This window comes from Moraxella nasicaprae (assembly GCF_025643275.1).
Taxonomy (GTDB): domain Bacteria; phylum Pseudomonadota; class Gammaproteobacteria; order Pseudomonadales; family Moraxellaceae; genus Moraxella; species Moraxella nasicaprae.
In genome coordinates, this window is the sequence record NZ_CP089977.1 from 496,841 (window position 1) to 520,847 (window position 24,007).

27 protein-coding genes are annotated in these 24,007 nt (G+C 44.0%); 16 read left to right on the forward strand and 11 right to left on the reverse strand.

Translation table 11 applies throughout. The annotated features are described in order from the left end of the window. Window positions 1–21: 21 nt before the first annotated feature. Window positions 22–141 (forward strand): WG repeat-containing protein, encoded by a 120-nt coding sequence (locus tag LU297_RS10040; RefSeq protein ID WP_285894534.1) that lies wholly within the window; start codon window positions 22–24, stop codon window positions 139–141. A gap of 147 nt (window positions 142–288) precedes the next feature. On the opposite strand, the gene lpxK is transcribed toward LU297_RS10040, so the two are convergent. From lpxK to rsmG, 6 genes are read right to left on the reverse strand one after another with little or no spacing between them, the layout of a single operon-like run. Beyond that, entirely contained in the window at window positions 289–1,299 is a 1,011-nt protein-coding gene (lpxK, locus tag LU297_RS02220) for a tetraacyldisaccharide 4'-kinase (protein WP_263076790.1), read from the reverse strand. Between the two features lie 3 nt (window positions 1,300–1,302). Next, window positions 1,303–3,093 carry a lipid A export permease/ATP-binding protein MsbA gene (msbA, locus tag LU297_RS02225; protein WP_263076791.1) on the reverse strand — a complete coding sequence of 597 codons (1,791 nt, stop codon included), beginning with the start codon at window positions 3,091–3,093 and terminating at the stop codon, window positions 1,303–1,305. A gap of 11 nt (window positions 3,094–3,104) precedes the next feature. Further along, the gene (locus LU297_RS02230; protein WP_263076792.1) at window positions 3,105–4,079 is read right to left on the reverse strand and encodes a ParB/RepB/Spo0J family partition protein; all 975 of its coding nucleotides are present in this window, start codon (window positions 4,077–4,079) and stop codon (window positions 3,105–3,107) included. A 10-nt stretch (window positions 4,080–4,089) separates the two neighbouring features. Then, the gene (locus LU297_RS02235; RefSeq protein ID WP_263076793.1) at window positions 4,090–4,518 is read right to left on the reverse strand and encodes a hypothetical protein; all 429 of its coding nucleotides are present in this window, start codon (window positions 4,516–4,518) and stop codon (window positions 4,090–4,092) included. Between the two features lie 11 nt (window positions 4,519–4,529). After that, a complete protein-coding gene (locus tag LU297_RS02240; RefSeq protein WP_263076794.1) occupies window positions 4,530–5,312 on the reverse strand; it encodes a ParA family protein in 783 nt (260 codons plus the stop codon). Between the two features lie 34 nt (window positions 5,313–5,346). After that, window positions 5,347–6,024 carry a 16S rRNA (guanine(527)-N(7))-methyltransferase RsmG gene (gene rsmG / locus LU297_RS02245; protein WP_263076795.1) on the reverse strand — a complete coding sequence of 226 codons (678 nt, stop codon included), beginning with the start codon at window positions 6,022–6,024 and terminating at the stop codon, window positions 5,347–5,349. Between the two features lie 328 nt (window positions 6,025–6,352). Here rsmG and LU297_RS02250 point away from each other — a divergent pair, with 328 nt between their 5' ends. Continuing rightward, window positions 6,353–8,677 carry an ATP-binding protein gene (locus LU297_RS02250; protein ID WP_263076796.1) on the forward strand — a complete coding sequence of 775 codons (2,325 nt, stop codon included), beginning with the start codon at window positions 6,353–6,355 and terminating at the stop codon, window positions 8,675–8,677. Then, window positions 8,664–9,254, forward strand: a complete 591-nt coding sequence (locus LU297_RS02255; protein WP_263076797.1) for a hypothetical protein — start codon at window positions 8,664–8,666, stop codon at window positions 9,252–9,254. Before LU297_RS02250 ends, LU297_RS02255 begins: the two co-directional genes overlap by 14 nt. A gap of 14 nt (window positions 9,255–9,268) precedes the next feature. On the opposite strand, the gene LU297_RS02260 is transcribed toward LU297_RS02255, so the two are convergent. After that, window positions 9,269–9,871 (reverse strand): 4'-phosphopantetheinyl transferase family protein, encoded by a 603-nt coding sequence (locus LU297_RS02260; protein WP_263076798.1) that lies wholly within the window; start codon window positions 9,869–9,871, stop codon window positions 9,269–9,271. Window positions 9,872–10,070: 199 nt separating this feature from the next. Between LU297_RS02260 and nth the strand changes: the two genes are divergently transcribed. Together nth and argS are read left to right on the forward strand one after the other, a co-directional pair. Continuing rightward, window positions 10,071–10,718, forward strand: a complete 648-nt coding sequence (gene nth, locus LU297_RS02265) for an endonuclease III (protein WP_263077309.1) — start codon at window positions 10,071–10,073, stop codon at window positions 10,716–10,718. Window positions 10,719–10,827: 109 nt separating this feature from the next. Further along, on the forward strand, window positions 10,828–12,555 hold the full coding sequence (argS, locus tag LU297_RS02270) for an arginine--tRNA ligase (RefSeq protein ID WP_263076799.1): 1,728 nt from the start codon (window positions 10,828–10,830) through the stop codon (window positions 12,553–12,555). Between the two features lie 76 nt (window positions 12,556–12,631). Here argS and LU297_RS02275 read toward each other — a convergent pair whose 3' ends face one another. Further along, entirely contained in the window at window positions 12,632–13,474 is an 843-nt protein-coding gene (locus LU297_RS02275; RefSeq protein ID WP_263076800.1) for a helix-turn-helix domain-containing protein, read from the reverse strand. Window positions 13,475–13,822: 348 nt separating this feature from the next. Here LU297_RS02275 and LU297_RS02280 point away from each other — a divergent pair, with 348 nt between their 5' ends. The 4 genes from LU297_RS02280 to LU297_RS02295 all read left to right on the forward strand — a co-directional run bounded on the left by LU297_RS02280 (window position 13,823) and on the right by LU297_RS02295 (window position 17,062). Next, entirely contained in the window at window positions 13,823–14,686 is an 864-nt protein-coding gene (locus LU297_RS02280; RefSeq protein WP_263076801.1) for a cysteine hydrolase family protein, read from the forward strand. A gap of 241 nt (window positions 14,687–14,927) precedes the next feature. Then, window positions 14,928–15,893: an SLAC1 family transporter gene (locus LU297_RS02285; protein WP_263076802.1), complete on the forward strand. Its 966-nt coding sequence runs from the start codon at window positions 14,928–14,930 to the stop codon at window positions 15,891–15,893. Window positions 15,894–16,008: 115 nt separating this feature from the next. Next, window positions 16,009–16,710: an AzlC family ABC transporter permease gene (locus LU297_RS02290; protein WP_263076803.1), complete on the forward strand. Its 702-nt coding sequence runs from the start codon at window positions 16,009–16,011 to the stop codon at window positions 16,708–16,710. Continuing rightward, window positions 16,703–17,062, forward strand: coding sequence for an AzlD domain-containing protein (locus tag LU297_RS02295; protein ID WP_263076804.1), 360 nt, complete (start codon window positions 16,703–16,705; stop codon window positions 17,060–17,062). The genes LU297_RS02290 and LU297_RS02295 overlap by 8 nt, the downstream gene beginning before the upstream one ends. 47 nt (window positions 17,063–17,109) lie before the next feature. Here LU297_RS02295 and LU297_RS02300 read toward each other — a convergent pair whose 3' ends face one another. From LU297_RS02300 to LU297_RS02310, 3 genes are all read right to left on the reverse strand, one after another. After that, the gene (locus LU297_RS02300) at window positions 17,110–17,655 is read right to left on the reverse strand and encodes an NADPH-dependent FMN reductase (RefSeq protein ID WP_263076805.1); all 546 of its coding nucleotides are present in this window, start codon (window positions 17,653–17,655) and stop codon (window positions 17,110–17,112) included. Between the two features lie 114 nt (window positions 17,656–17,769). Beyond that, window positions 17,770–18,459 (reverse strand): pirin family protein, encoded by a 690-nt coding sequence (locus LU297_RS02305; protein ID WP_263076806.1) that lies wholly within the window; start codon window positions 18,457–18,459, stop codon window positions 17,770–17,772. Window positions 18,460–18,484: 25 nt separating this feature from the next. Beyond that, on the reverse strand, window positions 18,485–18,910 hold the full coding sequence (locus tag LU297_RS02310; RefSeq protein WP_263076807.1) for a DoxX family protein: 426 nt from the start codon (window positions 18,908–18,910) through the stop codon (window positions 18,485–18,487). A gap of 133 nt (window positions 18,911–19,043) precedes the next feature. On the opposite strand from LU297_RS02310, the gene LU297_RS02315 reads away from it, so the two are divergent. The 7 genes from LU297_RS02315 to LU297_RS02345 all read left to right on the forward strand — a co-directional run bounded on the left by LU297_RS02315 (window position 19,044) and on the right by LU297_RS02345 (window position 23,991). Further along, window positions 19,044–19,934, forward strand: a complete 891-nt coding sequence (locus LU297_RS02315; RefSeq protein ID WP_263076808.1) for a LysR family transcriptional regulator — start codon at window positions 19,044–19,046, stop codon at window positions 19,932–19,934. Between the two features lie 163 nt (window positions 19,935–20,097). Continuing rightward, entirely contained in the window at window positions 20,098–20,847 is a 750-nt protein-coding gene (locus tag LU297_RS02320; RefSeq protein WP_263076809.1) for a YebC/PmpR family DNA-binding transcriptional regulator, read from the forward strand. Between the two features lie 77 nt (window positions 20,848–20,924). Continuing rightward, window positions 20,925–21,161: a hypothetical protein gene (locus LU297_RS02325; protein ID WP_263076810.1), complete on the forward strand. Its 237-nt coding sequence runs from the start codon at window positions 20,925–20,927 to the stop codon at window positions 21,159–21,161. Continuing rightward, on the forward strand, window positions 21,148–21,519 hold the full coding sequence (locus LU297_RS02330; RefSeq protein ID WP_263076811.1) for a type II toxin-antitoxin system VapC family toxin: 372 nt from the start codon (window positions 21,148–21,150) through the stop codon (window positions 21,517–21,519). The genes LU297_RS02325 and LU297_RS02330 overlap by 14 nt, the downstream gene beginning before the upstream one ends. An 8-nt stretch (window positions 21,520–21,527) precedes the next feature. Continuing rightward, the gene (gene ilvA / locus LU297_RS02335) at window positions 21,528–23,069 is read left to right on the forward strand and encodes a threonine ammonia-lyase, biosynthetic (RefSeq protein ID WP_263076812.1); all 1,542 of its coding nucleotides are present in this window, start codon (window positions 21,528–21,530) and stop codon (window positions 23,067–23,069) included. Beyond that, a complete protein-coding gene (locus tag LU297_RS02340; protein WP_263076813.1) occupies window positions 23,066–23,590 on the forward strand; it encodes a GNAT family N-acetyltransferase in 525 nt (174 codons plus the stop codon). The genes ilvA and LU297_RS02340 overlap by 4 nt, the downstream gene beginning before the upstream one ends. Further along, window positions 23,587–23,991, forward strand: a complete 405-nt coding sequence (locus LU297_RS02345) for an ASCH domain-containing protein (RefSeq protein ID WP_263076814.1) — start codon at window positions 23,587–23,589, stop codon at window positions 23,989–23,991. The genes LU297_RS02340 and LU297_RS02345 overlap by 4 nt, the downstream gene beginning before the upstream one ends. The last annotated feature ends 16 nt before the right edge of the window (window positions 23,992–24,007 follow it).

The following is a 24,007-nucleotide window of genomic DNA, read 5'->3' on the forward strand; positions in this document are numbered from 1 at the left end:
TAAAAAGATAAATGAGGTTTTATTGATACAGCAGATAAGCTGATGGTCGCTGTTTGGTATGATGATGTTTGGGATTTTGATGAAAATTTGGCAAAGGTCAAACAAAGCGGTAAGGCTGGCTTTATTGACAATACAGATTAAATGATTACTCCTGTACGGTTGATGATGCTGGTATTTTGGCGAAGGTTTGTTAAACTCTGGGTTAGATGAAAAAGCCTTTTATATTGACAAAACAGGCAAATTGGTTCGATGGATTTATTAAATACAACAGGCAGACCGCCCTGTTTTTTAGTCAATGCCAAACTTTAAAAGCAACTCGTCCATCTTATCGCACACCGCCTGTGATAGCACCGACTGCACAGGCAATACCCAAACATTTTCAAAAATCGAATGAGATGTCTGTTTGGCAAGTGTGCGAAGTTTGACAGCATCTTTGCTGGTCGTTATGATGGGCAAATCAGATAAAGACACCAAATCATCAAGGGTAAAATCATGATGGTCGCCAAAGGGCTTTTTAACCACAGTAAAGTGCAAATCAGCCAAAGTCTGAAAAAATCTATCAGGATAACCAATACCGCTAACCCCATAGACCTGCTGGGTTGGTAGTGATTGACAACCACCCAAAAGCGGTACAGGCTGACTGGGTGCCAGATACATTCTCATCGTCTTATCATCATACAGATGTGTGCGTGCATCATGATAGACGACCATCGCCCCATCAAGACGAGACAATGGCTCACGCAAAAAGCCCTGCGGAAATAGCTTACCATTACCAAAACCTCGTACACCGTCCACCACAATCCACTCAGCATCACGGTGCAAGGCGTAGTGTTGCAGACCATCATCACTGATGATTAGTTGCAAATCAGGATAATGCTGTAACAGCAACTCAATGGCTTGTCCACGATTTGCCCCTACCGCCATCGGCACGCCTGTCTCGCCCACAATCAAACACGGCTCATCACCCACCGCTTGTGGCGTGCTGTCTGCCTGCACCAAAGCTGGCGTACTCTGCTTGCGTCCATAGCCACGACTAATCACCCCAACGGATATGCTTTTGGTTTGCAAATATTTGACCAAAGCGATGATGAGTGGTGTTTTACCACTACCGCCCACCGTGATGTTGCCAACGACCAGCACAGGCACAGGAGCGTGATAACTTTGTTTTTTGTGAGTCAGATATAGCGATTTGCGATACTGGCTGATACCGCCATATAAAGCAGATAAAGGCGATAATAATTTGAGCATGGGCGAGTTTTTTTGCCACGCCTGCGTGAGTGCCAATTCCAATTTTTTCATCGGTCAATCTTCTTGGTTTGTGGCATGGTTTGTCAATACTACATCAAGGTCATCGGCAAAACTGCGTTCGTACATCGTTGCATACATGCCTTGCTGTTTTAGCAGCTCTTGATGCGTTCCCATTTCGATGATGCGTCCAGCGTCCATTACCACAATACGGTCAGCATTTTCAATGGTGGAAAGTCGATGAGCAATGACAATAGTTGTGCGATTTTGCATCACTGTTTCTAAGGCTTTTTGGATATAAAATTCGCTTTCATTGTCCAATGCAGAAGTCGCCTCGTCTAAAATCAAAATCGGTGCGTCTTTTAATAATGCCCGGGCAATCGACAATCTTTGACGCTGACCACCTGATAATTGCAAGCCGTCCGCCCCAATAAAGCTATCATAACCCTTAGGTAAACGAGTGATGAAATCATGTGCATAGGCAGCTTTGGCGGCATTGACGACTTGCTCGTGTGTCTTATCGCTCAATGCACCATAGGCGATGTTGTTTGTCACCGTGTCCAAAAATAGCGTTACTTGTTGATTGACCATCGCAATTTGTTGTCTAAGGCTATCAAGTGCAATCTCGTCAATGGGTATGTCATCTATCAAAATCCGACCATCGCTGGCTTGCAAATCTCTGGTAATCAGATTGACAAGGCTGCTTTTGCCCGAACCTGACCGACCGACAATCGCAATCGTCTCGCCCGCCTTGATGTCCAAACTAAATCCATCAATGGCTCGCACACCGCCATCATAGGTTAAGCCCACATTCTCAAAACGAATGTTGCCTGCAAGCGTTGGTTTTAGACCGCCTTGATTATTTTCTTCCACTTCGTCCAATAGACCAAAAATAGAAATACCAGCAGCAAGCCCTCTTTGTAATTTGGGATTGACATCAGTCAATGCTTTGACAGGAGCACTGAGCAATCCTGCGGCAGTCAGATAAGCCACAAACTGACCTGCACTGGTATCCCCCAATATCTCAGGACGCAAAGACAGCCAAATCACAAAACACAGCCCCATCGCCATCAAAAACTGAATCAGCGGTGTGTTAATGGCAGATAATACGGTAATTTTTAAACCTTTTTCTAGGTTTTGTTTAGAGGCTTGCTCGAAGCGTTTGGATTCATAGGCTTGACCGCCGTAGTTTTTGACCACACGGTAGCCAGACACCGCCTCATTGGTGATGTGGCTGATTTCTGACATTGAATCTTGAATGCTTAATGATAGATTTGAAAATTTCTTTGAAGCCTGTCTAATCAAATAAAAAATCGGTGGTAACATCAGCATCAATATCAAAGTCAGTCGCCAACTAGTGTACAACAAAAAACCAAATAAAGAGATGACCTTGATACCGTCTTTTAGTAAGGTTGTCAATGATTCGGTGCTGGCGGCAGTTACCTGCTCCACATCAAAAATCAGCTTACTGCTTAATGCACCCGAAGGATTATTGAGATAAAAAATCGATGGCAATGTCAGCAACTTATTAAACACCTCAATTCTAAGCACATACACCAAGTTACGAGCCATCAATGCTGAATAATAATTGCCCAAAAATGAGCCAACACCACGCATAAAAAATAGCCCCAACACCAAAAATGGAAACCACAGCTTTTTGGTGGTATCATCATGGCTAATACCTTCAATGATATATTGCAATAATTTGACTGACGACACCTCTGCCGCACCGCCAATGGCAAAACCAATGACAGAAAGCAAAAATGCCCACCAAAAGGGTTTGAGGTAGGAAATCAGACGGATAAAAATGGCAACTTTATTGGTTGATGGTTGCGTGCTGGCGGTCATAAAACTACTCTTTAATGGCTTAATTTATCAATCAGCTCGCTCAGTTCATCGTGGCTATAAAAGAATATTTCCACGCTACCCTTGCCGTCTTTGCCTTGTTTTAGTTTGACGGTTGCACCCAGTGCGTCTGAAATTTGTTGGCTTAATGCCAGCACTTCATGGTCAATGATGGGAGCGATTTTTGGCTCTGGATTGATGATGGATTTGACAAGCTTTTCGGTGTCTCTGACCGTTAAGTGACCGTCAATGATTTTTTTGGCAATGATGGGTTGCTGTGCATTAGGCAAAGATAGCAAAGCACGAGCATGACCCATGTCCAATAACCCTTGCAGCATGTAATCCTTGACCGTATCGTGCAGCTGGTTTAGTCGCAACAGGTTGGTAACCGTTGCACGAGCCTTACCCACAACCGAAGCAATGGTGGCATGACTCATGCCAAATTCGGTATGAAAACGCTGCAATGCGGCCGCCTGCTCCAAAACATTCAAATCCTCTCGCTGAATGTTCTCAATCAATGCCAACGCAATGGCAATCTCATCATCAAGCACTCGCTCGATGGCAGGAATGCTATCAAGCCCAGCCAATTTGGCAGCTCGCCAACGCCGCTCGCCTGCGATGATTTCATGCGTGACGGTCTGACTGGTCTTATCTTCATCAGACAACAAGGGGCGAATGACGATTGGCTGCATCACGCCATGCTGACGGATTGAGGCAGCAAGTTCGGCAAGTGCCTCTTCTTTCATTTCTTTTCTGGGTTGGTATTTACCAGATTGCAAACGATTGGTGGCGATTTGCACCAAAGCCACTTTTTCTCCATCTTGGGTCAGCACCATGTCCGCTTGATTATCAACGATGGTCTTTTTATTGTTTGGTGTGTCGGTTTTTTTTGGGGTTAATTGCCCTTGTGCGATTTGCTTTTCTAGATTGACCTTAGAAAGCAATGCGTCCAAACCCTTATTTACTCCCAATCCTCGTTTTTTTACCATAATCGCCTTCCTAACCATTGTCATTCATTGTCTGCAAATTGCTCTTGACCGCCATGTCGCCAAAACCATATTGCCAAAACAGCTCTATTTGTTGCCATTGTGCATTATCCAAATACACATTTGGCACAAACTGGGAGGAATTATCAGCCGACACATCATCTTGCTGCGTGGTGGTTGAGTGCGTCTTTGTATCAGGCTGCCCATCAGGCTCATCGGACTGGCAAAGTATCTGACTGACATCAGCACTGTCATCACTTGACACACAGTCTGGCTCAGCCAAATCCTGCTCCTCATTGATTGACACCACCTCATCGCTCATCGACGCCAGCTCAGACTGCTCTGCCATCTGTACCGTCTGTGCCACTTGCCGACCGACTCTGATGTTGGCAAGCAATGCGTCCAGTCCACGATTACCGCCCAGTCCTCGTTTTTTTGTCATCTTATGCTACTCTATTTTGTTTGATGGGCAGATTGGGCAAGCACTTCGTTCATCAGCTGCTGATAAGCGATTGCCCCTTTGGACGATTTTTCATAAGTAAAAATCGACTGCCCAAAACTTGGTGCTTCCGCCAGACGCACATTGCGTGGAATGTAGGTTTTATAGACCAAATCGCCAAAGTGATTTTCAAGTTCATACGAGACATCATTGGCAAGCGTATTTCTATTATCAAACAAAGTACGCACCACCCCTCGAATGTGTAGTTTTGAGTTGATACTGCTTAGCTTGTCAATGGTGGCAATCAAATCCGCCACACCTTCAAGAGCGTAATATTCACACTGCATCGGAATGATGACGCCATCAGTTGCTGCAAAGGCATTGACCGTAATCAAACTTAGGCTTGGGGCACAATCCATCACGATATAGTCATAATCAAGCCTGCCCTCAGCCTGTGCCTGCATCATCGCCTCTTTGAGCAAAAATGGGGCATTTTCTACGCCCGCCAAAGACACATCAATCCCTGCCAAATCACGGTTTGCCCCGATGACATCAATGCCCACAGGCGAAGTCAAAATCGCCTCAGCAAATGGCACGCCATCAAGCAATACATCAGCCATCGTGTATTGTAGGTTGTTTTTGTCCACGCCCACGCTGGTAGTCGCATTGCCTTGTGAATCTAGGTCGATGAGCAATACTTTTTTGTGAGCAATCAAATGTAATGCCGCCGCCAAATTCACGGTCGTTGTGGTCTTGCCGACCCCACCTTTTTGGTTAGCGATTGCAATGATTTCCATAATACAAACCTTTGGATAACTTTATTTTGATGAATTATTTTTGTAAATAGACCACACAGCGACTGTCGTCAAGTTGCGGTACGCTGATGGGTTTGACGCTGATGTGCCAATCTGCCAAAGAAGCCAGCTCTTCGTCCGTTGGGTTTTTGCCCTTCATCGCATACAGCACGCCATCTTCCGCCAAACAAGGCGTGGCAAGTGCTACAAAATCCTGCAACGAAGCAAAAGCTCGTGAAGTAATGACTTGATAAGTCTTGGCAAAATCAGCGTGATGATGCTCAATGCGACTGGCGATGGGCATGATATTTTTTAGGGCAAGCTCACTTGCCAGCTGTCGAATAAAGCGGATTTTCTTTTGATTACTATCCAATGCCGACACCTGCCAATCAGGTCGCAAAATGGCAATAATCACCGATGGCAAGCCTGCCCCTGTGCCGATGTCCAACAAACGCACCCGACCACGGTCAGCCAATGGCAAATCTGGCACGATTGCCATACAGTCAAAAATGTGCTTAATCAAGGCCTCTTTTGGGTCGGTAATGGCGGTCAAATTATACGCCTTGCCCCAAAGCAGCAGCCCATCTAAATATCGTAAAATTGCCAGCACCTGCTCATCATCAATCGACAAGCCAAGCACCTGAGCTGCTTGCATGATTTGGGTGGCAAATTCATCTGCCTGCTGAGAAATCTTAGAAAATCGGACGGTTGTCATAGTGATTGCTTAGATTGGTATTTAAATCATCTATTTTAGCACGGTTTTGCAGTGTGATATAGCTTTTTTTGGCGTAATCAGATTTTTACCAAACTTTCCTTGCTGAATGCCAAAAGACCCCAATCATCGCTCACTTGATGCACCGTAAATCATCTTTGTAACCATAAGCAATCTCATCACCATTTTATCTCTTGGCTTATCCAAGATAAGCTGACAAATGTTCATTTCTCATTACTTTGTCATTCATTACCAAAAATTTTACCCTTTTTGCTTGATTTTGGGTTAAAATTGGGGCAATTTTCTCTTTATCATTCATCATCTATTGCCAATGCAAAAACTTAGTCCAGCCGACCTAAAACGCACCACCAATCCAAATCATCTGCCCAAAAATAGCCGTGCCAAACTCCCCAAGCCAGAGCTTAGTTTTGGTCAGCAGCGTGCCATCAAAGCCATCAACACCGCCCTAAACATTCGTGCCAATGGCTATCATATTTTTGCGGTCGGAGAAAATGGCTTGGGCAAACGCACCCTCATCACTCGCCTACTGACCGAACGAGCCAAATCACAAAATACACCAAACGACCTTGTCTATGTGCATAATTTTGTGGACTCTCGCCGTCCCATCGCCATCGATTTACCCACAGGTGCGGCATTTGCTTTCCAACAAAAAATCTACAAACTGTGGCAAACCGCCAAGCTTAAACTGACCGCCAAACTGCTTGGAGAGGTACATCAAAAACACATCAGCACCATCAAAGCATCGGTCAACGACACCCAAAATCAGTATTTTGATGACATCAACAAAAAAGGCAAGGCACACAACCTGTGCATTCAGCTACATCTGGACGGTCAGCCAAAATTGGTCGCCATTGATGATAAGCAAGAGATTGACCAAAAAATCTACCAAAAACTTAGCCAAGAGCTGACCCAAATTGAGCTAAAACTTGAAGACCTAGAAGACAGTCTGCATCAGCAGCTGGACGAGCTGCATCAAACTTCTGCCCTAAAAGTGCTTGAACCGCTATTTCGTCCGCTACTTAGCACCTATCAAGCCAGCCCCAAAGCCATCGCTCATCTACAAGCCATGCAGGCAGACATGGTCAAAAATGTGGCACACATCATCAATGAAGATGATAATGATTTTGTGGCGGCGGTGCTAAGCGAAGTGCCCAGTCGCTATGCGGTCAATATTCTGGTCAGTCATAAGGCAGGCAGTGGTGCTCCGATTATTTTTGAGGATTTGCCTACCCATCTAAACTTGCTTGGGCATATCGAGTACACCACCGAGCTTGGTACGGTTTTGACCGATGTGAGCATGATACGAGCGGGGGCGTTACACCGAGCCAATGGTGGCTATCTTATCCTAGAAGCCAGTAGTCTATTAGAACACCCTTATGCATGGCAAGGGCTAAAACGAGCCTTGCAGTCTAAGCAAATCAAAATATCCAGCCTAGAACAAATGCTGACCTTAACAGGTTCTTTATCGCTAGAACCTGACAGCATTGGGCTTGATGTCAAAGTTATTTTGCTTGGCGAAGCGGATTTGTATTATGAACTGCTCGAATTTGAACCAGAATTTAATGCCGTCTTTAAAATCCGTGCCGATTTTCATCATGACATCAGACGAGATGAACAAAGTGAGTTAGGCTTAGTCATCAAAATGGTGGACATGATTAAGGCATACCAACTGCCAACCTTTGACAACACCGCTTTTGCCGCCATCATCGATAAACTAAGCGAAATCGCTGATGATAAGCATAAGATTGACCTGCACGCCGACCGTCTGGCAAGTCTGCTGGTTGAATCTGCACAGCACGCCACGCAAGCAGGCAAAAGCACGGTTACCGCCACCGAAGTCGCCGCTGCCTTAGCTGACATTCACGAACGCACCAGCTATCTACAAGAGCTGTATTGGCAAGAGATTCACGGTGGGCAGCAAGTCATCAGCACCACAGGAAAAGCCGTTGGGCAAATCAATGCCTTGACCGTGATTAGCTATGCTGACAGCGAATTTGGTATGCCAGCTCGTCTAACCGCCCTAATCGCACCACGCTTTGGCCATGGCGAAATCCTAGACATCGAACGAGATGTTGAGCTTGGCGGTAGTCTGCACGCCAAAGGTATGCTGATTATGACCAATTTTCTAAGGTCTTTGTTTAGTGAATTTTATGAGTTGAATTTTAGTGCCTCACTTGCCTTTGAACAAAGCTACGCCCATATTGATGGCGATAGTGCGACTTTGGCAGAATGCTGTGCCTTATTTTCAGCACTCAGCGGTGTGCCCATCGCCCAAAATCTTGCCATTACAGGTTCAATGAATCAGCTTGGCGAAGCCCAAGCGGTCGGCGGAGTCAATGCCAAAATCGCAGGATTTTTTGATGCTTGTGTCGCCAAAGGATTGACAGGCAATCAGGGCGTGATTTTGCCACGCACCAACCTAGACCAACTCATGCTTCGAGATGATATCATCAAGGCTGTGGCACGAGGTGAGTTTACCATTCATGTCATTGATAATATTTATCAAGCCCTAGAGCTTTTGACCGACATGCCTGTCAATGACAAAAATAAAAAAGGCGACTACAAAAAAGGCACGCTGTTCTACAAAGTGGTCAAACGCCTAGCCTCATGGAAGGACAAAGATGATAAGGAATAGCCTGTGCCATTGGTGCTTATGTAGCGTACTGAGTGGCGTGCTGATTGCTCTATCATCAGGCTGTCAAGATGTTCATCACACCTCTGCCAATCATGATGGCACTCAAACCACCCATGATGAGCAATTTCACTTTATGCTCAATGATACTATCGACCAATTTGTCGCACACACTTGGCAATTTGAAAAAGGCGAAAACATAAGCAATGAATGGCTTAGCAAATTAGACGACAGAGCGATGGTAAATTTTGCTCGCCATACTGATAATCCCAATGATTTGACCGCCCCTACCCCCAATGATGATTTGGTATTTTTGGGATTTTCAGCTTATGTTGGCTGTGCCAGTGTCAATGGCGTGATTGGACTTGATAAAACAACAGCCAAGTTTTATAAAACGAATGCAGGGTATTTTGGCAACGCACCACATTGTGGCGACATCACACAAATGGAAAATGAATTGGCGTATTTTGTGGGGCGTGGCAATATTGAATATGAATTTAAAGACAATCGCTTGATATTGCGTGATGATACTCAGCAAACGCTGTATTTTAAAGCAAGCAAATATCAATCTACGCCATAATCAAATCAAGCTATTTAGTGACAACCAATGATTGGTCTATCTTTATATTCAAACGGATAGGCAATGCTGATGATGTTATCATTGATGATTTTTTGTTTAAAATAAAACTCACCAATATGATGATTGACATAGCCACTATCTTGATTGATAAAAACAGCATTTAATTGATTCAAAGGCATACGAATACCAATACCAGAGGCTTTTAATACCGCCTCTTTAATCGTCCAATAGGCAAACCATAAAGTTTTATCACAATCATTTTTTTGCCAATGATGATATTCATCTTGATGAAAATAGCGTTTTGCCAAACCATCAAAATTCACTTGACGATGAATATTTTCAATATCCACGCCAATATTCTGCACGGTCAAAGAATAAATTAAGGCATAATCACTTTGGCTGTGTGAATGATTAAAATGCAAATGGGCAATATTGGTGCAATAAGGTTTGCCATACTCATCTTTGGCAAACGCAGGTTTTGGCAAATCACAATCCCCACAAAAATCACTCAAAATTCGCTCACGATAATCTGCAAACACTCGCTTAGATACCGCCCCGTCTTGCATGATGCTGGTCAGCGGTGCATGGTGCAAATAAATCATTTTTTCAATCGACATCATCAAAAAATCACAAATACCCAAGATAATAAATTGTGCTACAATACACGCCATTTTTGATTTGTACAATATAAATTTTATCATGACTCAAAAAACCATCAAATCCAAAGCCATCAGCCTAAGCAAAAAGCCAACCGCAACAACAAAATCGCCAAAATTGGAAATCGCCAAAACTGCCGATACCCCAGCCTCTCGCCCAATGAATGCTGACAATCGCTTAAAATTTTTTGAAAAATTAAGCCAGCATATCAAAGAGCCTGTGACCGAACTTCACTACTCCAACGACTTTGAGCTGCTCATTGCGGTCATGCTTTCTGCCCAAGCCACTGATAAGAGTGTCAATATCGCCACCGATAAATTATTTAAAGTTGCCAATACGCCACAGGCAATACTGGATTTGGGGCTTGACGGTTTAAAGTCCTACATCAATTCCATCGGACTTTATAATTCAAAGGCTGCCAATGTGATGAAAACTTGTCAGGATTTGCTTGACAAGCACGGCGGACAAGTCCCACGCACCAGAAGTGAGCTGGAAGCCTTAGCAGGCGTTGGACGAAAAACCGCCAATGTGGTGCTAAATACCGCTTTTGGACAGCCTGTCATGGCGGTGGACACCCATATTTTTCGGGTGGGTAATCGCACAGGGCTTGCCACAGGCAAAACGGTGCTGGCGGTCGAAAAAGCCCTGATGAAACGCATTCCTAGTCAATATTTGGTGGACGCTCATCATTATTTGATTTTGCACGGTCGCTATACTTGTATGGCAAGAAGTCCAAAATGCGGTGCGTGCGTGGTCTTTGATGAATGTATGTTTAAAGATAAGGAAAAATGGGCAGAATTGGCATAAAGCGGTCAGCTTGACCTTGATTTTTGCTTGGTATCTTGCGATAAAAATTAACATTTTAGCCAAAAAACCGCTATAATAGATGGTTTTAGTGGATAACAAAAGGCAGCTTATGAACATTCAGCAATTACTCTCCGCTCCAATTCAACAGGCAATGATTACCGCTGGTGCAGACCAAGATGTACAAGCATTGGTTCGCCAGTCAAGCAAAGCACAATTTGGCGACTATCAAGCCAATGGCATCATGGCTGCCGCCAAAAAACTGGGGCAAAATCCTCGTGAATTTGCTCAGCAGGTGCTTAGTCATCTGGATTTGGGCGAGATGGTTGATAAGCTGGAAATTGCAGGACCGGGTTTTATCAATATTTTTCTTAATAAAGATTGGCTTGCCAAAGAAAGCCTAAATGCCGCCTTTGATGATAAATTGGGCATCAACACACACCAAAACCAAACCATCGTGGTGGATTATTCCTCGCCTAATGTCGCCAAAGAAATGCATGTAGGACATCTGCGTTCCACCATCATTGGCGATAGCGTGGTACGCACGCTTGAATTTTTGGGCAATACCGTCATTCGTGCCAACCATGTGGGTGACTGGGGTACGCAGTTTGGTATGTTGATTGCTTACCTTGAAAAAATGCAAAATGACAACGCCAGCGGCATGGATTTATCCGACATTGAAGAGTTTTATCGCCAAGCCAAAGCTGAGTTTGATAGCAATGCTGCATTTGCTGAGACTGCCCGCCAATATGTCGTCAAGCTACAAAGTGGCGATACTCATTGCCTAACCCTATGGCAAAAACTGGTGGACATCACCATGAATCAATGCCAAGCCACTTATGATAGACTCAATGTTACCCTAACCCAAGCCGATACAATGGGCGAAAGTCTGTACAACCCCATGCTACAAGGCATCGTAGATGACCTAAAAAATCAAGGACTTGCGGTCGAAGACAATGGGGCAACGGTCGTGTTCTTGGACGAATTTAAAAACAAAGAAGGCGAACCGATGGGTGTCATCATCCAAAAAAATGACGGAGGTTTTTTATACACCACCACCGACATTGCCGCCGCCACTTATCGTTGCCACACCCTAAAAGCCAACAAGGCCTATGTCTTTACTGACGCTCGCCAAAGCCAGCATATGCAACAAGCATGGCTCATCACTCGCAAGGGTAAATTTATCCCTGATGAGTTTGAGCTTAAACACTTTACCTTTGGCATGATGCTTGGTAAAGATGGCAAGCCATTCAAAACTCGTACTGGTGGCACGGTCAAACTGACCGACCTGCTAGACGAAGCGGTTGAGCGTGCCACAGCACTCATCAACCAAAAAAATCCTGATTTAAGCGAACAAGAAAAACAAGCGGTCATCGAGGCGGTTGCCATTGGAGCGGTCAAATACGCCGACCTATCGAAAAACCGCACCACCGACTATGTATTTGATTGGGATAACATGCTTTCCTTTGAGGGTAATACCGCCCCATACATGCAGTATGCCTATACTCGCATTCGCTCCATTTTTGCCAAGGCACAGATTGACCCTGCCACACTAGACGGTCAAATCATGCTGTCTGATGACAAAGAGAGAGCATTGGCGGTCAAATTATTACAATTTGAAGAGGTGCTACTGACGGTATCAGAAGATGGCCTGCCACATCTGTTATGTCAATATCTTTTTGAATTGGCTGGCATCTTTTCTAGTTTCTATGAAGCCTGCCCGATTTTGACAACCCAAGAACCGACCAAAACCAGTCGCCTACTACTTGCCAAATTAACCGCAAACACCCTACAAAAAGGACTGGATTTGCTGGGCATCAAAACGGTCGAAAAAATGTAATGACCCAACCAAAAAGCATCTTTATAAGACAATAAAGATGCTTTTTTATCATTTAGCTTGTTATGATATGAGCGTGTCAAGAGAGTATCTTCGCCTCGTTGGCATGAGTCACGCCATCAAGCCACTCGCTTGGGGTTTTTCCAATCTCTTTGACAAAAGCTCGTGTCAAAGAGGCATTATGGCTGTACCCTACTTTCTCGGCAACCAATGCCACGGATAAGCCTTTTTTTAGAAGCATTTGGGCAAGGCTAATCCGCCAAGTCGTCAAATAATCACTGGGCGACACCCCCATCACTTCCTTAAAATAGTTGCCAAACTTAGCTTTGGACATAAACACCCTATCCGACATCGTTTGCAAATCCCAATTGTTAGCAGGATTTTGATGAATATCCAGCAGCAGCGGAGCAAGAGCGGTGTCGGTCAAGCCTCTTAACAACCCCACCTTAATCAACCCTCGTGCCAAGCACTCACGCACCACCAAAATCAGCACATAGCCGCACAGATATGAGATTAACGCCTGATGACCGCATTTTGGCGACTGGCTTTCTTTGAAAATCTCTTTGGCAATCGTCATCAAATGTGGCAGTTCATCAAGCCACAGCGTCACGATTTGACTGACATCATAAATGAGCGGATTTTGAATGCCTTGACCAAAATCAAAATTGACACAAAACACCGCCAAATCCTCACTCACAGGCTCAATGCGATGCAGGCAATTTGTGGGCGAAAATAGCACACAGGGACGGTCAATGATGATGGGTGGTTGTCCTTTTTGAATCAGGCGACAACTGCCCTGATAGATAAAATGCAAATAGCCTTTATTGGGTTCATCAAACTGCCCCATACGGCACAGCAACCCCACAAAAAATAGCTCAGTACGGAAGGAAAATTGGGTAAATAAATGGGTTAAAGCGTCCATAAGCAAACTTTAATTATTGGCAATAAGAATTATTCGGTATTGTTAATTGAGTATACTTTTCTAGAAAACCGTTCGTGGTGAGCTTGTCGAACCGCCACTGTTTTCCTAGACTTCGACAAGCTCAGTCCGAACGGAAAACCTTAAAATCTATCTTTATTTAACAATACCAATTATTCTAACAAAAACCGCCCATAGCAACAACCAAATTGCATTTTGGTTAAATCATCGATGTGATTGGTTAAATCGATGAAAAAATAAGTCGGTATAATACGCACCAAGTTTGATGAATTTGATTTATCAAATGATTGATGTTAAATAAAATTGTATATTCAATAATAAGGTATCATTATGTCAGAACAAACCTTTAATCCAGAACAAGAAAACATCGATACTTCTCGCCGTAGTGCGATTGGTGCAGGTGCAAAAATTGCCATGAGTGCAGGCGTGCTAGGAGCGATGGGTCTAAGCAGCATTGCCAATGCCGCCACCAAACCAGCTGCGGTTCAAGAGCCAAAGAAAAGCCCTTATGCTGAGCCTGAGCAGTATGGTCTTGAACGCCCTGGTATGAAAATTGACCCAAAGCGAGTGGCGTTGGTCATCGTTGACCCACAAAACGACTTTTTAAGCCCAAATGGCGTGATGTGGGGCGTGCTAAAAGATAGTATCATTGAAAACAACACCGTTGAAAACATTGAAAGTCTATTTAAGGCTGCCAAAGCGGTGGATATGCCCGTCATCGTCTCGCCCCACTATTATTACCCAACCGACCACCAATGGGAGTTTATGGCACCAGGTGAAAACTTTATGCACAAAACCAATATGTTTGCTCGCAAAAGTGCATACAGCATGGACGGTTTCGAAGGCTCTGGGGCGGACTTTGTGGAACGCTATAAGCCTTATATTTTTGACGGCAAAACCACCATCTGTTCACCACACAAAATCTTTGGCCCTGAAACCAGCGATGTGGTGTTACAGCTTAGAAAACGCAAAATTGACCAAGTGATTTTGGCAGGCATGGCAGCCAACTTGTGCATTGAGTCGCACTTGCGTGAGCTTGTAGAACAAGGCTTTGAAGTTACTGTGGTTAAAGATGCCACCGCAGGACCTCGTATTCCAGAAGGCGATGGTTATTTGGCGGCTTTGGTAAACTTCCGTCTGATTGCCAACGACTTGTGGACAACTGAACAAGCCGTGAAAAACATGGGTGCATAATCCCCATCAATAACTATCCAAGCCGTCTTTTGTATCATTTGGCAAAAGACGGTTTTGGCGTTGGTAAAATCCAATAAAAACAATGATGGTCAATCAAACTTAAAATACACCACACTGGTTTTTTATTCATAATAAAACCAGTAACCGTCTTTCGATGGAGCTTAGACGAACAATTTGGGTGTTTTTTGAAGTTAATTGACGATAAGATACAGACTTTCTAATAAAAAAATAATGGCATACCATGAACACCGATAAACTGATATTTTTAAATAAAACACCTTTGTCAGCCTCATTTTTTGCTATGCCACTTGGTCTTGGGGCGTTTGCTTTGGCTTGGCATCACGCCAGTCAGATTACCAATGTTGCCGACACCATCAGTCATGTGCTTGGCGGACTGGCGATGGCTTTTTGGTTATTATTTTTAGGATTATACCTACATAAAGCCATCAATCATCGCAAACATTGGCTTGATGAACTACATTGTCCTGTTCGCTTTGCCTTTGTGGTGCTGATTTTTGTCAGCGGTATGATTATGGGTGAGCTTTTGATGATTTGGCAATATGAATTATTGGGCAAATCATTGATTTATCTATCCATCATTTTGCAGCTTTTGTATGGCACTTGGCGGATTGCGACGCTCTGGCAAGGCGAAGAATTTAAGCAACAATCCACCCTACCGCCGTTTTATTTACCAGCCGTTGCCAGTAACTTTACCAGTGCCAGTGCGTTAAGTTTGCTTGGACTGGGTGACTGGGCGATGCTGTTTTTTGGGGCGGGCATGATTGCTTGGCTGATGTTTGAGCCTGTGCTACTACAACATCTTCGCACCCAAGAAATCCCCACTAAACTGCGAGCCACTTTTGGTATCATTCTTGCCCCTGCCTTTGTTGGTGCTAATGCCTACATCGCTGTCACAGGGCAAGTGGATATGGTTGCCAAAATGCTGATTGGTTATGGCATTTTGCAACTGCTGTTTTTGGCAAGGTTATTTACTTGGATTTTAAAGGCAGGCGTTGGGGCAAGTTTGTGGAGCTTTTCGTTTGGCTTAGCATCGATGGCAAATATCGGTATCAGTTTATACCAACACCACACCCTATCATCGTTGGGTGTGGCGATGTTTATCATTGCCAATATTGCTGCCGTTGCCTTGCTTGCTTTGACCACGCTCAGATTGGTTCAGGGTAGATATTTCGGCATTACAGCTTAATAGCATGACCAATAGGGTAATTTTTTGGTACAATACGCCTCATCAACCAGTCATGGCAGATGAGGCGTTGCTCCACAAGCCTGATTGATTATTGTTAAATTATCACTGGATAAACATGGCTACCGAACAAAAAATTGCTTTTCTTCAAGGCTGTCAATCCGCCATACCAATCTCGCTGGGCTATATCCCTGTTGCCATCGCCTTTGGCATGACCACCACCTCAGCAGGACTGCCCGAATGGGTGGTGATTGCCATGAGTTTACTGATTTATGCTGGGGCAAGCCAATTTCTCTTATTTGCCTCCATCATGAGTGGTGCTAGTGTCATGGCTGTGGTTGGACTATGTGCCTTGCTCGACAGTCGCCATTTGTTGTACGCCCCTTTGATGAAACGACATCTTAAATCGGGTCAAGGCATGGTTTGGATAGCACCACTCATCACCGATGAAGTATTCGCCACCGCCATGACCAAACTTGATACCGTCACCCACCAAAAACCTTGGCTGGCTGGGCTGGCGATTATTTCTTGGGTATCTTGGTGGGGTGGCACACTGCTTGGCGTGTATGGCGGTAAATTATTAGCCAATTATCCTTTGATGAGTGCCATGATGAATTTTGCTTTTTTGGCGTTATTTGTCTCACTCTCAACACACCTTATCATCAAAGAATCCAAATTTTATCCTGCTTTTATCGGTGCGGTGGTTGTTGCCTTGCTGTGTATTTGGCTGGGACTGGACGAACCTGCATTGTTGATTGCCAGCTTTTTTGGCATCATCATTCATCTACTCATCAATCAATTTAAAAAACCAAATGTTTAATCAAGCCAATCTATCCACACTCATCGCAGCGGTCGTCTCTATGATTATTTTGACCGCCTTATCTCGCATTCTTCCTTTCTTTTTGCCCAACAACTCTCCCATCATACGATTTTTTACCAAAGAAAATTCGCCCTTAGCTCCTTTGGGCGGTACAATCATCATCACCATGACCGTATTGCTGGCAGTGCCATTTTTCCAAAAATCCAGCGAGCATAGCCCTCTACTTGCTGTCATCACAGGCATGCTTGCCACCATGATTGCCACTCATCGACGCATGAATACAGGCATTTGTGTCATCATTGGCATGCTTGGATTTTTATGTGGATTTTTTCTCAATCAGTTTTTGCCATAAAAAAACACCGCCAATCAAGCGGTGTTTTTTTGTGGACAATCAGCCCATTAGAACTTAGCAACAAACTCGGCATAAGCATTGATAAAGCCTTGCAATGTGCCTTTGGCTTGCTCACTCACCAATTCGCCAGACTCATCGAATGCCCCTGCAAAAATCCCGCCAATGCTTGCAGCAAACGGAGCAACAGGCATATTGATATAAGTCCCTGCCGCCACGGTGCGAAGTGCGTCCACCGCACGGTTGCTACCACCTGCATTGACGCTGACAAGCCCCAAAGGTTTGCCAATCCACAGGCTTTGCCCTGCTGGACGGCTGACCACATCAATGGCATTTTTAATCATCGCTGAATAGCTGCCATTATGCTCTGGCGTTACCCAAATCACCGCATCGGCTGATTTGACCGCTTCACGCACACGGGTATAGGCTGGTACATCTTGCTCGTCCAAATCACGGTCATACACAGGCAAATCGCCAATTTCTACAATGTTTAATTGCAAAGAACTTGGGGCGATTTTTTGCAAATGCTTGACCGCCAAATGGTTAAAAGAAGTTTTGCTGGCAGAGCCAATCAATACAGCAACTTGTTTTGTCATCACTTTTCTCTCTAAATAAAAAATTTAAAAAAACATCACTAGCAGGCGTATGACATACGCCCAATGTCTGGCTATTATAGCACATTTTAACGATAATAATTCTCAATCATTGAATTATCTTAAATCAAAGAGTAAAAATTCACTATCATCATTTGCCATCACATTCAAGGCGGTCTCTTCACTCAATGCCACGCCATCGCCCTGTGCGACCGCTTCGCCATTAACAGTAAATTCGCCTTTGACGACTTGAAGCCAGTAGTTACGATTTTTGTCCAAGTCAATGATTTGACTGCTATTTTTGGCAAGTTGATAACGCCACAGCTTCATGTCTTGATAAATCTTAAATGAGCCATCATCAGCGTTGGGCGATAAAATCAGCGTACCGCCCTGCTTGTCAGCAAAGACTTTTTGGTCGTATCGTGGCGTAATGCCAAGCTCATTGGGCTCAATCCAGATTTGCAAAAGATGTAGCGTCTCATCATCGCTAGGGTTAAACTCCGAATGCGTAACCCCCGTGCCAGCCGACATAATCTGAAACTCGTCTGCCGAAAAGTCTTTGACATTACCCATGCTGTCTTTATGGGCGATTTTGCCTTGTAATACATAGGTCAAAATCTCCATATCTTTGTGCGGGTGCGTGCCAAAACCCATCGTGGGTGCAACCTTATCTTCGTTAATCACTCGCAAATCGGAAAAACCCATAAAGCGTGGGTCATAATAATTGGCAAATGAAAAAGAGTGTTTGGCTTGTAGCCAGCCATGGTCAGCATGACCTCTTTCATCAGATTTTCTAATATAAATCATAATATTATCTCACTATATCATTCACTTATTTGTTTTTGTTAAACGCATTATCCAAAGAAATTTTGCCAGCACCTGTTACCCAAAGCAGCAAGAACACCATGCAAAATAATGCAGCCGCCTCGCCTTGATTGCCGATTGGATTAAAAATCATGGCATTGGGCAAGGCGTGAAAAACAAAATAAGCCACCGCCATCATGCCAGCCAATAAAAACGCCACAGGACGAGTAAACAGACCGACCATCAACAAAACACCACCGATAATCTCCAATAAACCACCAATACCAAACACAGAAAATAGCGGTACAGCACCATTGCCATCAGTCATCGAAATGGGAAATTCAAAGAATTTTGCCGTGCCATGCAATAAAAACATATAGCCAGTCGCCAGACGCACCACCAGTAGCAAATAAGGGCTAAGCGTGTGAGCGAGCTTTTCAAAAGTCTGATTCATCATATTCCTCAAAAATTGGTCAGCACTTGATATTTAGTGCCAAATTCGTCAAAGATGTGCGTATTATAATTGTTTTTAAAATTGCAACAAGGTACAATAATACAATATTATTTTGCAAAAATAGAAAGATACCATGCACGACATCAGTCTTGACGACATTCGCCTATTTGTGGCGGTGGTACAATCAGGCAGTCTAACCCAAGCCTCCGAATTAACAGGCGTGCCTGTCTCTCGCCTATCTAGACGACTGACCGCCTTAGAAAACTCACTTGGCACCAAGCTCATCAATCGTGGCAAAAAAGGCGTCAGCTTGCATGAGACAGGCGAATCGTTTTTTGCTCATGCTCAGACCATGCTCCATTATGCCCAAAATGCCATCAGTAGCATCGACCAAAATCTACAAACCCCCACAGGTCTCCTAAAAATCTCATTGCCCATTGATGTGGTTGGATTGATTTCTCCTGCCATTGGCGAATTTTTAAATCAATACCCAAAAGTATCCCTAGAAATTTGGCGTACTCAACAAAAAATCAACATGATTCAAGATGGTATTGATATTGCCATCAGAGCAGGTACAATTGATAATGAAAATGTCGTTGCCAAAACCCTGACAACCTTAGAATTTGGGGTGTACGCCAGCCCTGATTATCTGGCTAAGCATGGCACGCCCACCACGCCCAATGAGCTGTATCAACATCAGACCATCGCCCAAATGCTGTCTTTGCCTTGGCTGTTTAGCCAAAAAGACCATCAAATCAGTATCACGCCCCAGCCTTTTGTGGCGGTCAATGACTTCATGCTGGCGTGTGAGTTGATTGCCCAAGGCATCGGCATCGGTGTACTGCCAGATGCTCTTGCCAAACACGACAACCTTGTGCCATTGTTGGACGATTGGCGACTGCCCAGCACGCCTTTATCGGTGATTTATTATAAAAATCGTGGCGGTGTGGCAACGGTCAGAAGTTTTGTTGACTGGCTATGTCAAAAGTTTAGGCATAGTCAAAACTGGCAGATTGGTGTATAATGAGCAGTATTTTTTCATCAACTTCCTGCAATGCTTGTTTTTTTATTTGCCCAAATTGACTTGGGTCGATAAAAACAGCAACCCTTGATGGTTTTTTGGGCGATTTTTGACGCTCAAATGCAGGTGGTTTAAAATTTCATCTCAAACAAAAGACAGGTGCATTATGGCAGGTCATAGTAAGTGGGCGAATATCAAACATCGCAAAGCCAAACAAGATGCCGCAAAGGGCAAAATTTTTACCAAAATTATCCGTGAAATCGTTTCAGCCAGTAAAGGCGGAGACCCAGACCCAGCCAACAACCCACGCCTTAGAGCCGTGCTAGAAAAAGCCAATGCTGCCAACATGACCAAAGATGTCATCAAACGAGCCATTGAGCGTGGTCAAGGCGGTGGCGAGGGCGACAATGTCCAAGAAATCACCTACGAGGGCTATGGCGTAGGCGGTGTGGCGGTGATTGTTGAGACGATGACCGACAATGTAAACCGTACCGTAGGCGAGGTTCGCCATGCGTTTAGCAAGCACGGTGGCAATCTGGGTACATCAGGTTCGGTGGCGTATCTGTTTACCAAGCGAGGCGAGATTGTCTTTAATGATGTATCTCTTGAAGACAAAGTGATGGAAGTTGCCCTAGAAGCAGGGGCGAGCGACATTGAAAATGATGGCGAGAGTCTACTTGTGATTACCGAGCCAAACGACTTTGGGGCGGTGGTGGACGCTTTGGCAAATGCTGGCTTAAAGGCGGATACTATGGAAGTTACAATGTCGCCAAGCACCACAGCCGACATTGATAATATTGATGATGCCCAAAAAGTGCTAAAAATGATTGATATGCTAGAAGATTTGGACGATGTCCAAGAAGTCTATACCAATGTCAATTTTAGCGATGAAGTGATGGCACAATTAGATGCTTGATTTGTTGTGGTTATGATAAATTGGCTATGATAAATCAAATTGTCATAGCCAATTTTTGTTTTTAAAAGGAGCAATCAATGATTGTGTTAGACTTACCCCAAGAAACCATTCAAGTGATTGAACAAGTGGCTCAAAAAAATGGGCAAAGCATTCAAGATTTTATTACCATTAGTGCTTATGAAAAAGCCTTACAATCTTTTGCCAAGCCAAAAGACGTGATGTTATTGACCGACTTTATTAAGGGCAAAAAATTACAGGGCTTTCAAGGTGATCCAGTGGCAGTCCAAAGGGCAATGCGTGATGAGTGGAACTAGCTATTTGTTGGACACTTGCTTTATTTTGGGTTTGTACAATGGTAATGTAGATGCACTTGCCAAAATGGCTGGCGTCAATTTAAATGAATGTACGGTAAGTATCATTAATGAAATTGAACTTTTAGGTTATCAGAATATTAACTCTACTGATGAGCAAGAGTTGAAAGAACTTTTAAATCATCTGACGATTTTAGGGCTTGATACTGCTGTTAAATCTAAAACCATCGAACTAAGGAAACGCCATAAAATCAAATTGCCAGATGCCATTGTATTGGCAACCGCATTAACGCACAATGTAGAATTATTAAGCCTTGATACAGGTTTGATGAATAAATACCAACAAGAAATTTACGCTTAGGAAATATGATGACAACCCCCCTACTTCACGCCATTTTACAATCTACCGTCTATGATGTCGCTCATCGCACACCCTTAGAAAAAGCCCATAAATTATCGGCTCGCTTTAATAACGACATTCGCCTAAAACGAGAGGATTTACAGCCTGTATTTAGCTTCAAACTGCGTGGGGCGTACAACAAAATCAGCCAGCTTACAGATGACGAAAAAGAGGCAGGGGTGATTTGTGCTTCTGCTGGCAACCACGCACAGGGCGTGGCATTTTCAGCACACAAATTGGGGCTAAAAAATTTGATTGTGATGCCCAAAACCACCCCAGACATCAAGGTGCAAGCGGTCAAAAACTTGGGCGGTACGGTGCATTTGCACGGCGATAGCTTTGATGAAGCCAACCGCTTTGCCATTGACAAGGCACAGAGTGAGGGTATGACCTACATCGCCCCTTATGACGATGAAAAAGTCATCGCAGGACAAGGCACGGTGGGGCTTGAAATCAGCCAAGACTGGCGTGAGGTGGATTATGTCTTTGTGGCGTGTGGGGGCGGTGGGCTACTTGCAGGCGTGGCAGGGTTTTTGGGGGCGATTGCACCACACATCAAGGTGATTGCCGTTGAGCCAGAGGGGGCGGCGTGCCTAAAAGCGGCGTTCGAGGTCGGCAAGCCTGTCAAACTGCCCCAAGTGTCACTCTTTGCGGACGGTGTGGCAGTCGCCCAAATTGGTCAAAAGCCCTTTGAAGTCATCACAATGCCCAAATCAGACGGCACAGGGGCGGTGGTTGAAAAAGAAGTGATTACCTGCAATAACGATGAGATTTGTGCGGCGATTAAGGATATTTTTGAAGAAAATCGCTCTATTGTGGAGACGGCTGGGGCTTTGGCGGTCGCTGGTCTTAAAAAATATATCAAAATCAATAAGTTAAAAGGTAAAAACTGCATTGCCATCATCTCAGGGGCAAACATTAACTTTGACCGCCTAAGATATGTTGCCGAACGCACCGAAATTGGCGAAAATAAAGAGGCGATTTTTGCGGTGGAGCTACCCGAACAAACAGGGGCGTTTTTGGACTTTTGTCGCACGCTACAAGGTCGCAATATTACCGAATTTAACTACCGCTTAGACAGCACAAACCCAAGCGTTGCCCAAGTGTTTGTCGGCATTGGCTTAAAAGATGGTCAGAGTGAACGCACCACCATTATGGACAATCTGGGCAAAGGGGGCTACACCGCCTTTGACTTAACCGATGATGAAGTTGCCAAAACACACATTCGCTATTTGATTGGCGGACACGGCAGACTAGGCGATGAAAAGCTGTTTCGTGTGATGTTCCCAGAACGCCCCAACGCCTTATTAAACTTTTTGGAAAAATTGGGACAAGATTTTAATGTAACCTTGTTTCACTATCGCAATCACGGAGCGGCAGAAGGGCGAGTATTGGTGGGGCTGCAAGCCAGTGCTGGCTCATCACGGCAGATTGTGGACGCTTTAAATGACATTGGTTATTTTTGTGAAGATTTGACGGATAATGTGGGGTATGGGGTGTTTTTGAAATGACCCTAAGCTTTAAAAAACCAACGCTTGATGACAAACAGGCGGTACTCACCTTTAAAAACGCCTATTTAGCACATTATGATGAAACTGGCATTCACGGCGGAGCAGAATTGGCTTGCTTTGATGAGACCAATTTTGATAAATGGCTAGATTATGTCAATGCCCCTGTTGGCACAAATTTATTTGGTTACGATAAAGTGGTTGATGATACTTTTATTATCTATCAAGACAATCAGGTGGTGGGTATTGTCAATATTCGCTATGAATTAACTGAATTTTTATTAAAAATCGGTGGTCATATTGGTTATAGCACGCACCCAGACTTTCAAGGGCAAGGTATTGCCAAAAATGCCCTTGCCTTTGGCTTATCAGTCCTAAAAGATAAAAAAATTGATAAAGCCCTAATTACTTGTGATGATAAAAATATTGGCTCATCAAAAGTCATTGAATCTAATGGCGGTATTTTGGAAAATATACTGCCCTTTAATGATAAAATGATTAGACGCTATTGGATTATACTATGATAACACTTGATACGATAGACATAAATACCCTGCCCCATTGGTCATTTGGCGACAGTCCCGAAATGGCGGACGAACTTGTCCAGCTTGTATTAAACGGCAAAAAAACCTTAACTTGTACTGCTCTAATTTGGCATTTAGAAGAAAATGACAAAACTTTGGTTGGTGGATTTGAAGTCATCACAGACGGCAGGGACACGCCAAAATGCATGGTACAGCTCACCGCCCAATTTATCAAAAATTTTGATGAAGTTGATGAGGATTTGGCAAGAAAAGAAGGTGAAGGCGATTTGTCATTAGCGTATTGGCGAGCTGCCCATCAAGAATTTTTTGAACGCTATGGCGTATTTGATGAAAAGATGGGTTTGTTATTTACAGAATTTAAAGTCGTTAAGGCGTTATGATAACATTAAGATTTTA

Excerpts from the sequence above, each read along its gene's own strand:
- lpxK (WP_263076790.1), bottom strand. The coding sequence starts at position 1,299 with ATGAAAAAATTGGAATTGGCACTCACGCAGGCGTGGCAAAAAAACTCG.
- msbA (WP_263076791.1), bottom strand. The coding sequence starts at position 3,093 with ATGACCGCCAGCACGCAACCATCAACCAATAAAGTTGCCATTTTTATC.
- LU297_RS02230 (WP_263076792.1), bottom strand. The coding sequence starts at position 4,079 with ATGGTAAAAAAACGAGGATTGGGAGTAAATAAGGGTTTGGACGCATTG.
- LU297_RS02235 (WP_263076793.1), bottom strand. The coding sequence starts at position 4,518 with ATGACAAAAAAACGAGGACTGGGCGGTAATCGTGGACTGGACGCATTG.
- LU297_RS02240 (WP_263076794.1), bottom strand. The coding sequence starts at position 5,312 with ATGGAAATCATTGCAATCGCTAACCAAAAAGGTGGGGTCGGCAAGACC.
- rsmG (WP_263076795.1), bottom strand. The coding sequence starts at position 6,024 with ATGACAACCGTCCGATTTTCTAAGATTTCTCAGCAGGCAGATGAATTT.
- LU297_RS02250 (WP_263076796.1), top strand. The coding sequence starts at position 6,353 with ATGCAAAAACTTAGTCCAGCCGACCTAAAACGCACCACCAATCCAAAT.
- LU297_RS02255 (WP_263076797.1), top strand. The coding sequence starts at position 8,664 with ATGATAAGGAATAGCCTGTGCCATTGGTGCTTATGTAGCGTACTGAGT.
- LU297_RS02260 (WP_263076798.1), bottom strand. The coding sequence starts at position 9,871 with ATGTCGATTGAAAAAATGATTTATTTGCACCATGCACCGCTGACCAGC.
- nth (WP_263077309.1), top strand. The coding sequence starts at position 10,071 with ATGAATGCTGACAATCGCTTAAAATTTTTTGAAAAATTAAGCCAGCAT.
- argS (WP_263076799.1), top strand. The coding sequence starts at position 10,828 with ATGAACATTCAGCAATTACTCTCCGCTCCAATTCAACAGGCAATGATT.
- LU297_RS02275 (WP_263076800.1), bottom strand. The coding sequence starts at position 13,474 with ATGGACGCTTTAACCCATTTATTTACCCAATTTTCCTTCCGTACTGAG.
- LU297_RS02280 (WP_263076801.1), top strand. The coding sequence starts at position 13,823 with ATGTCAGAACAAACCTTTAATCCAGAACAAGAAAACATCGATACTTCT.
- LU297_RS02285 (WP_263076802.1), top strand. The coding sequence starts at position 14,928 with ATGAACACCGATAAACTGATATTTTTAAATAAAACACCTTTGTCAGCC.
- LU297_RS02290 (WP_263076803.1), top strand. The coding sequence starts at position 16,009 with ATGGCTACCGAACAAAAAATTGCTTTTCTTCAAGGCTGTCAATCCGCC.
- LU297_RS02295 (WP_263076804.1), top strand. The coding sequence starts at position 16,703 with ATGTTTAATCAAGCCAATCTATCCACACTCATCGCAGCGGTCGTCTCT.
- LU297_RS02300 (WP_263076805.1), bottom strand. The coding sequence starts at position 17,655 with ATGACAAAACAAGTTGCTGTATTGATTGGCTCTGCCAGCAAAACTTCT.
- LU297_RS02305 (WP_263076806.1), bottom strand. The coding sequence starts at position 18,459 with ATGATTTATATTAGAAAATCTGATGAAAGAGGTCATGCTGACCATGGC.
- LU297_RS02310 (WP_263076807.1), bottom strand. The coding sequence starts at position 18,910 with ATGAATCAGACTTTTGAAAAGCTCGCTCACACGCTTAGCCCTTATTTG.
- LU297_RS02315 (WP_263076808.1), top strand. The coding sequence starts at position 19,044 with ATGCACGACATCAGTCTTGACGACATTCGCCTATTTGTGGCGGTGGTA.
- LU297_RS02320 (WP_263076809.1), top strand. The coding sequence starts at position 20,098 with ATGGCAGGTCATAGTAAGTGGGCGAATATCAAACATCGCAAAGCCAAA.
- LU297_RS02325 (WP_263076810.1), top strand. The coding sequence starts at position 20,925 with ATGATTGTGTTAGACTTACCCCAAGAAACCATTCAAGTGATTGAACAA.
- LU297_RS02330 (WP_263076811.1), top strand. The coding sequence starts at position 21,148 with ATGAGTGGAACTAGCTATTTGTTGGACACTTGCTTTATTTTGGGTTTG.
- ilvA (WP_263076812.1), top strand. The coding sequence starts at position 21,528 with ATGACAACCCCCCTACTTCACGCCATTTTACAATCTACCGTCTATGAT.
- LU297_RS02340 (WP_263076813.1), top strand. The coding sequence starts at position 23,066 with ATGACCCTAAGCTTTAAAAAACCAACGCTTGATGACAAACAGGCGGTA.
- LU297_RS02345 (WP_263076814.1), top strand. The coding sequence starts at position 23,587 with ATGATAACACTTGATACGATAGACATAAATACCCTGCCCCATTGGTCA.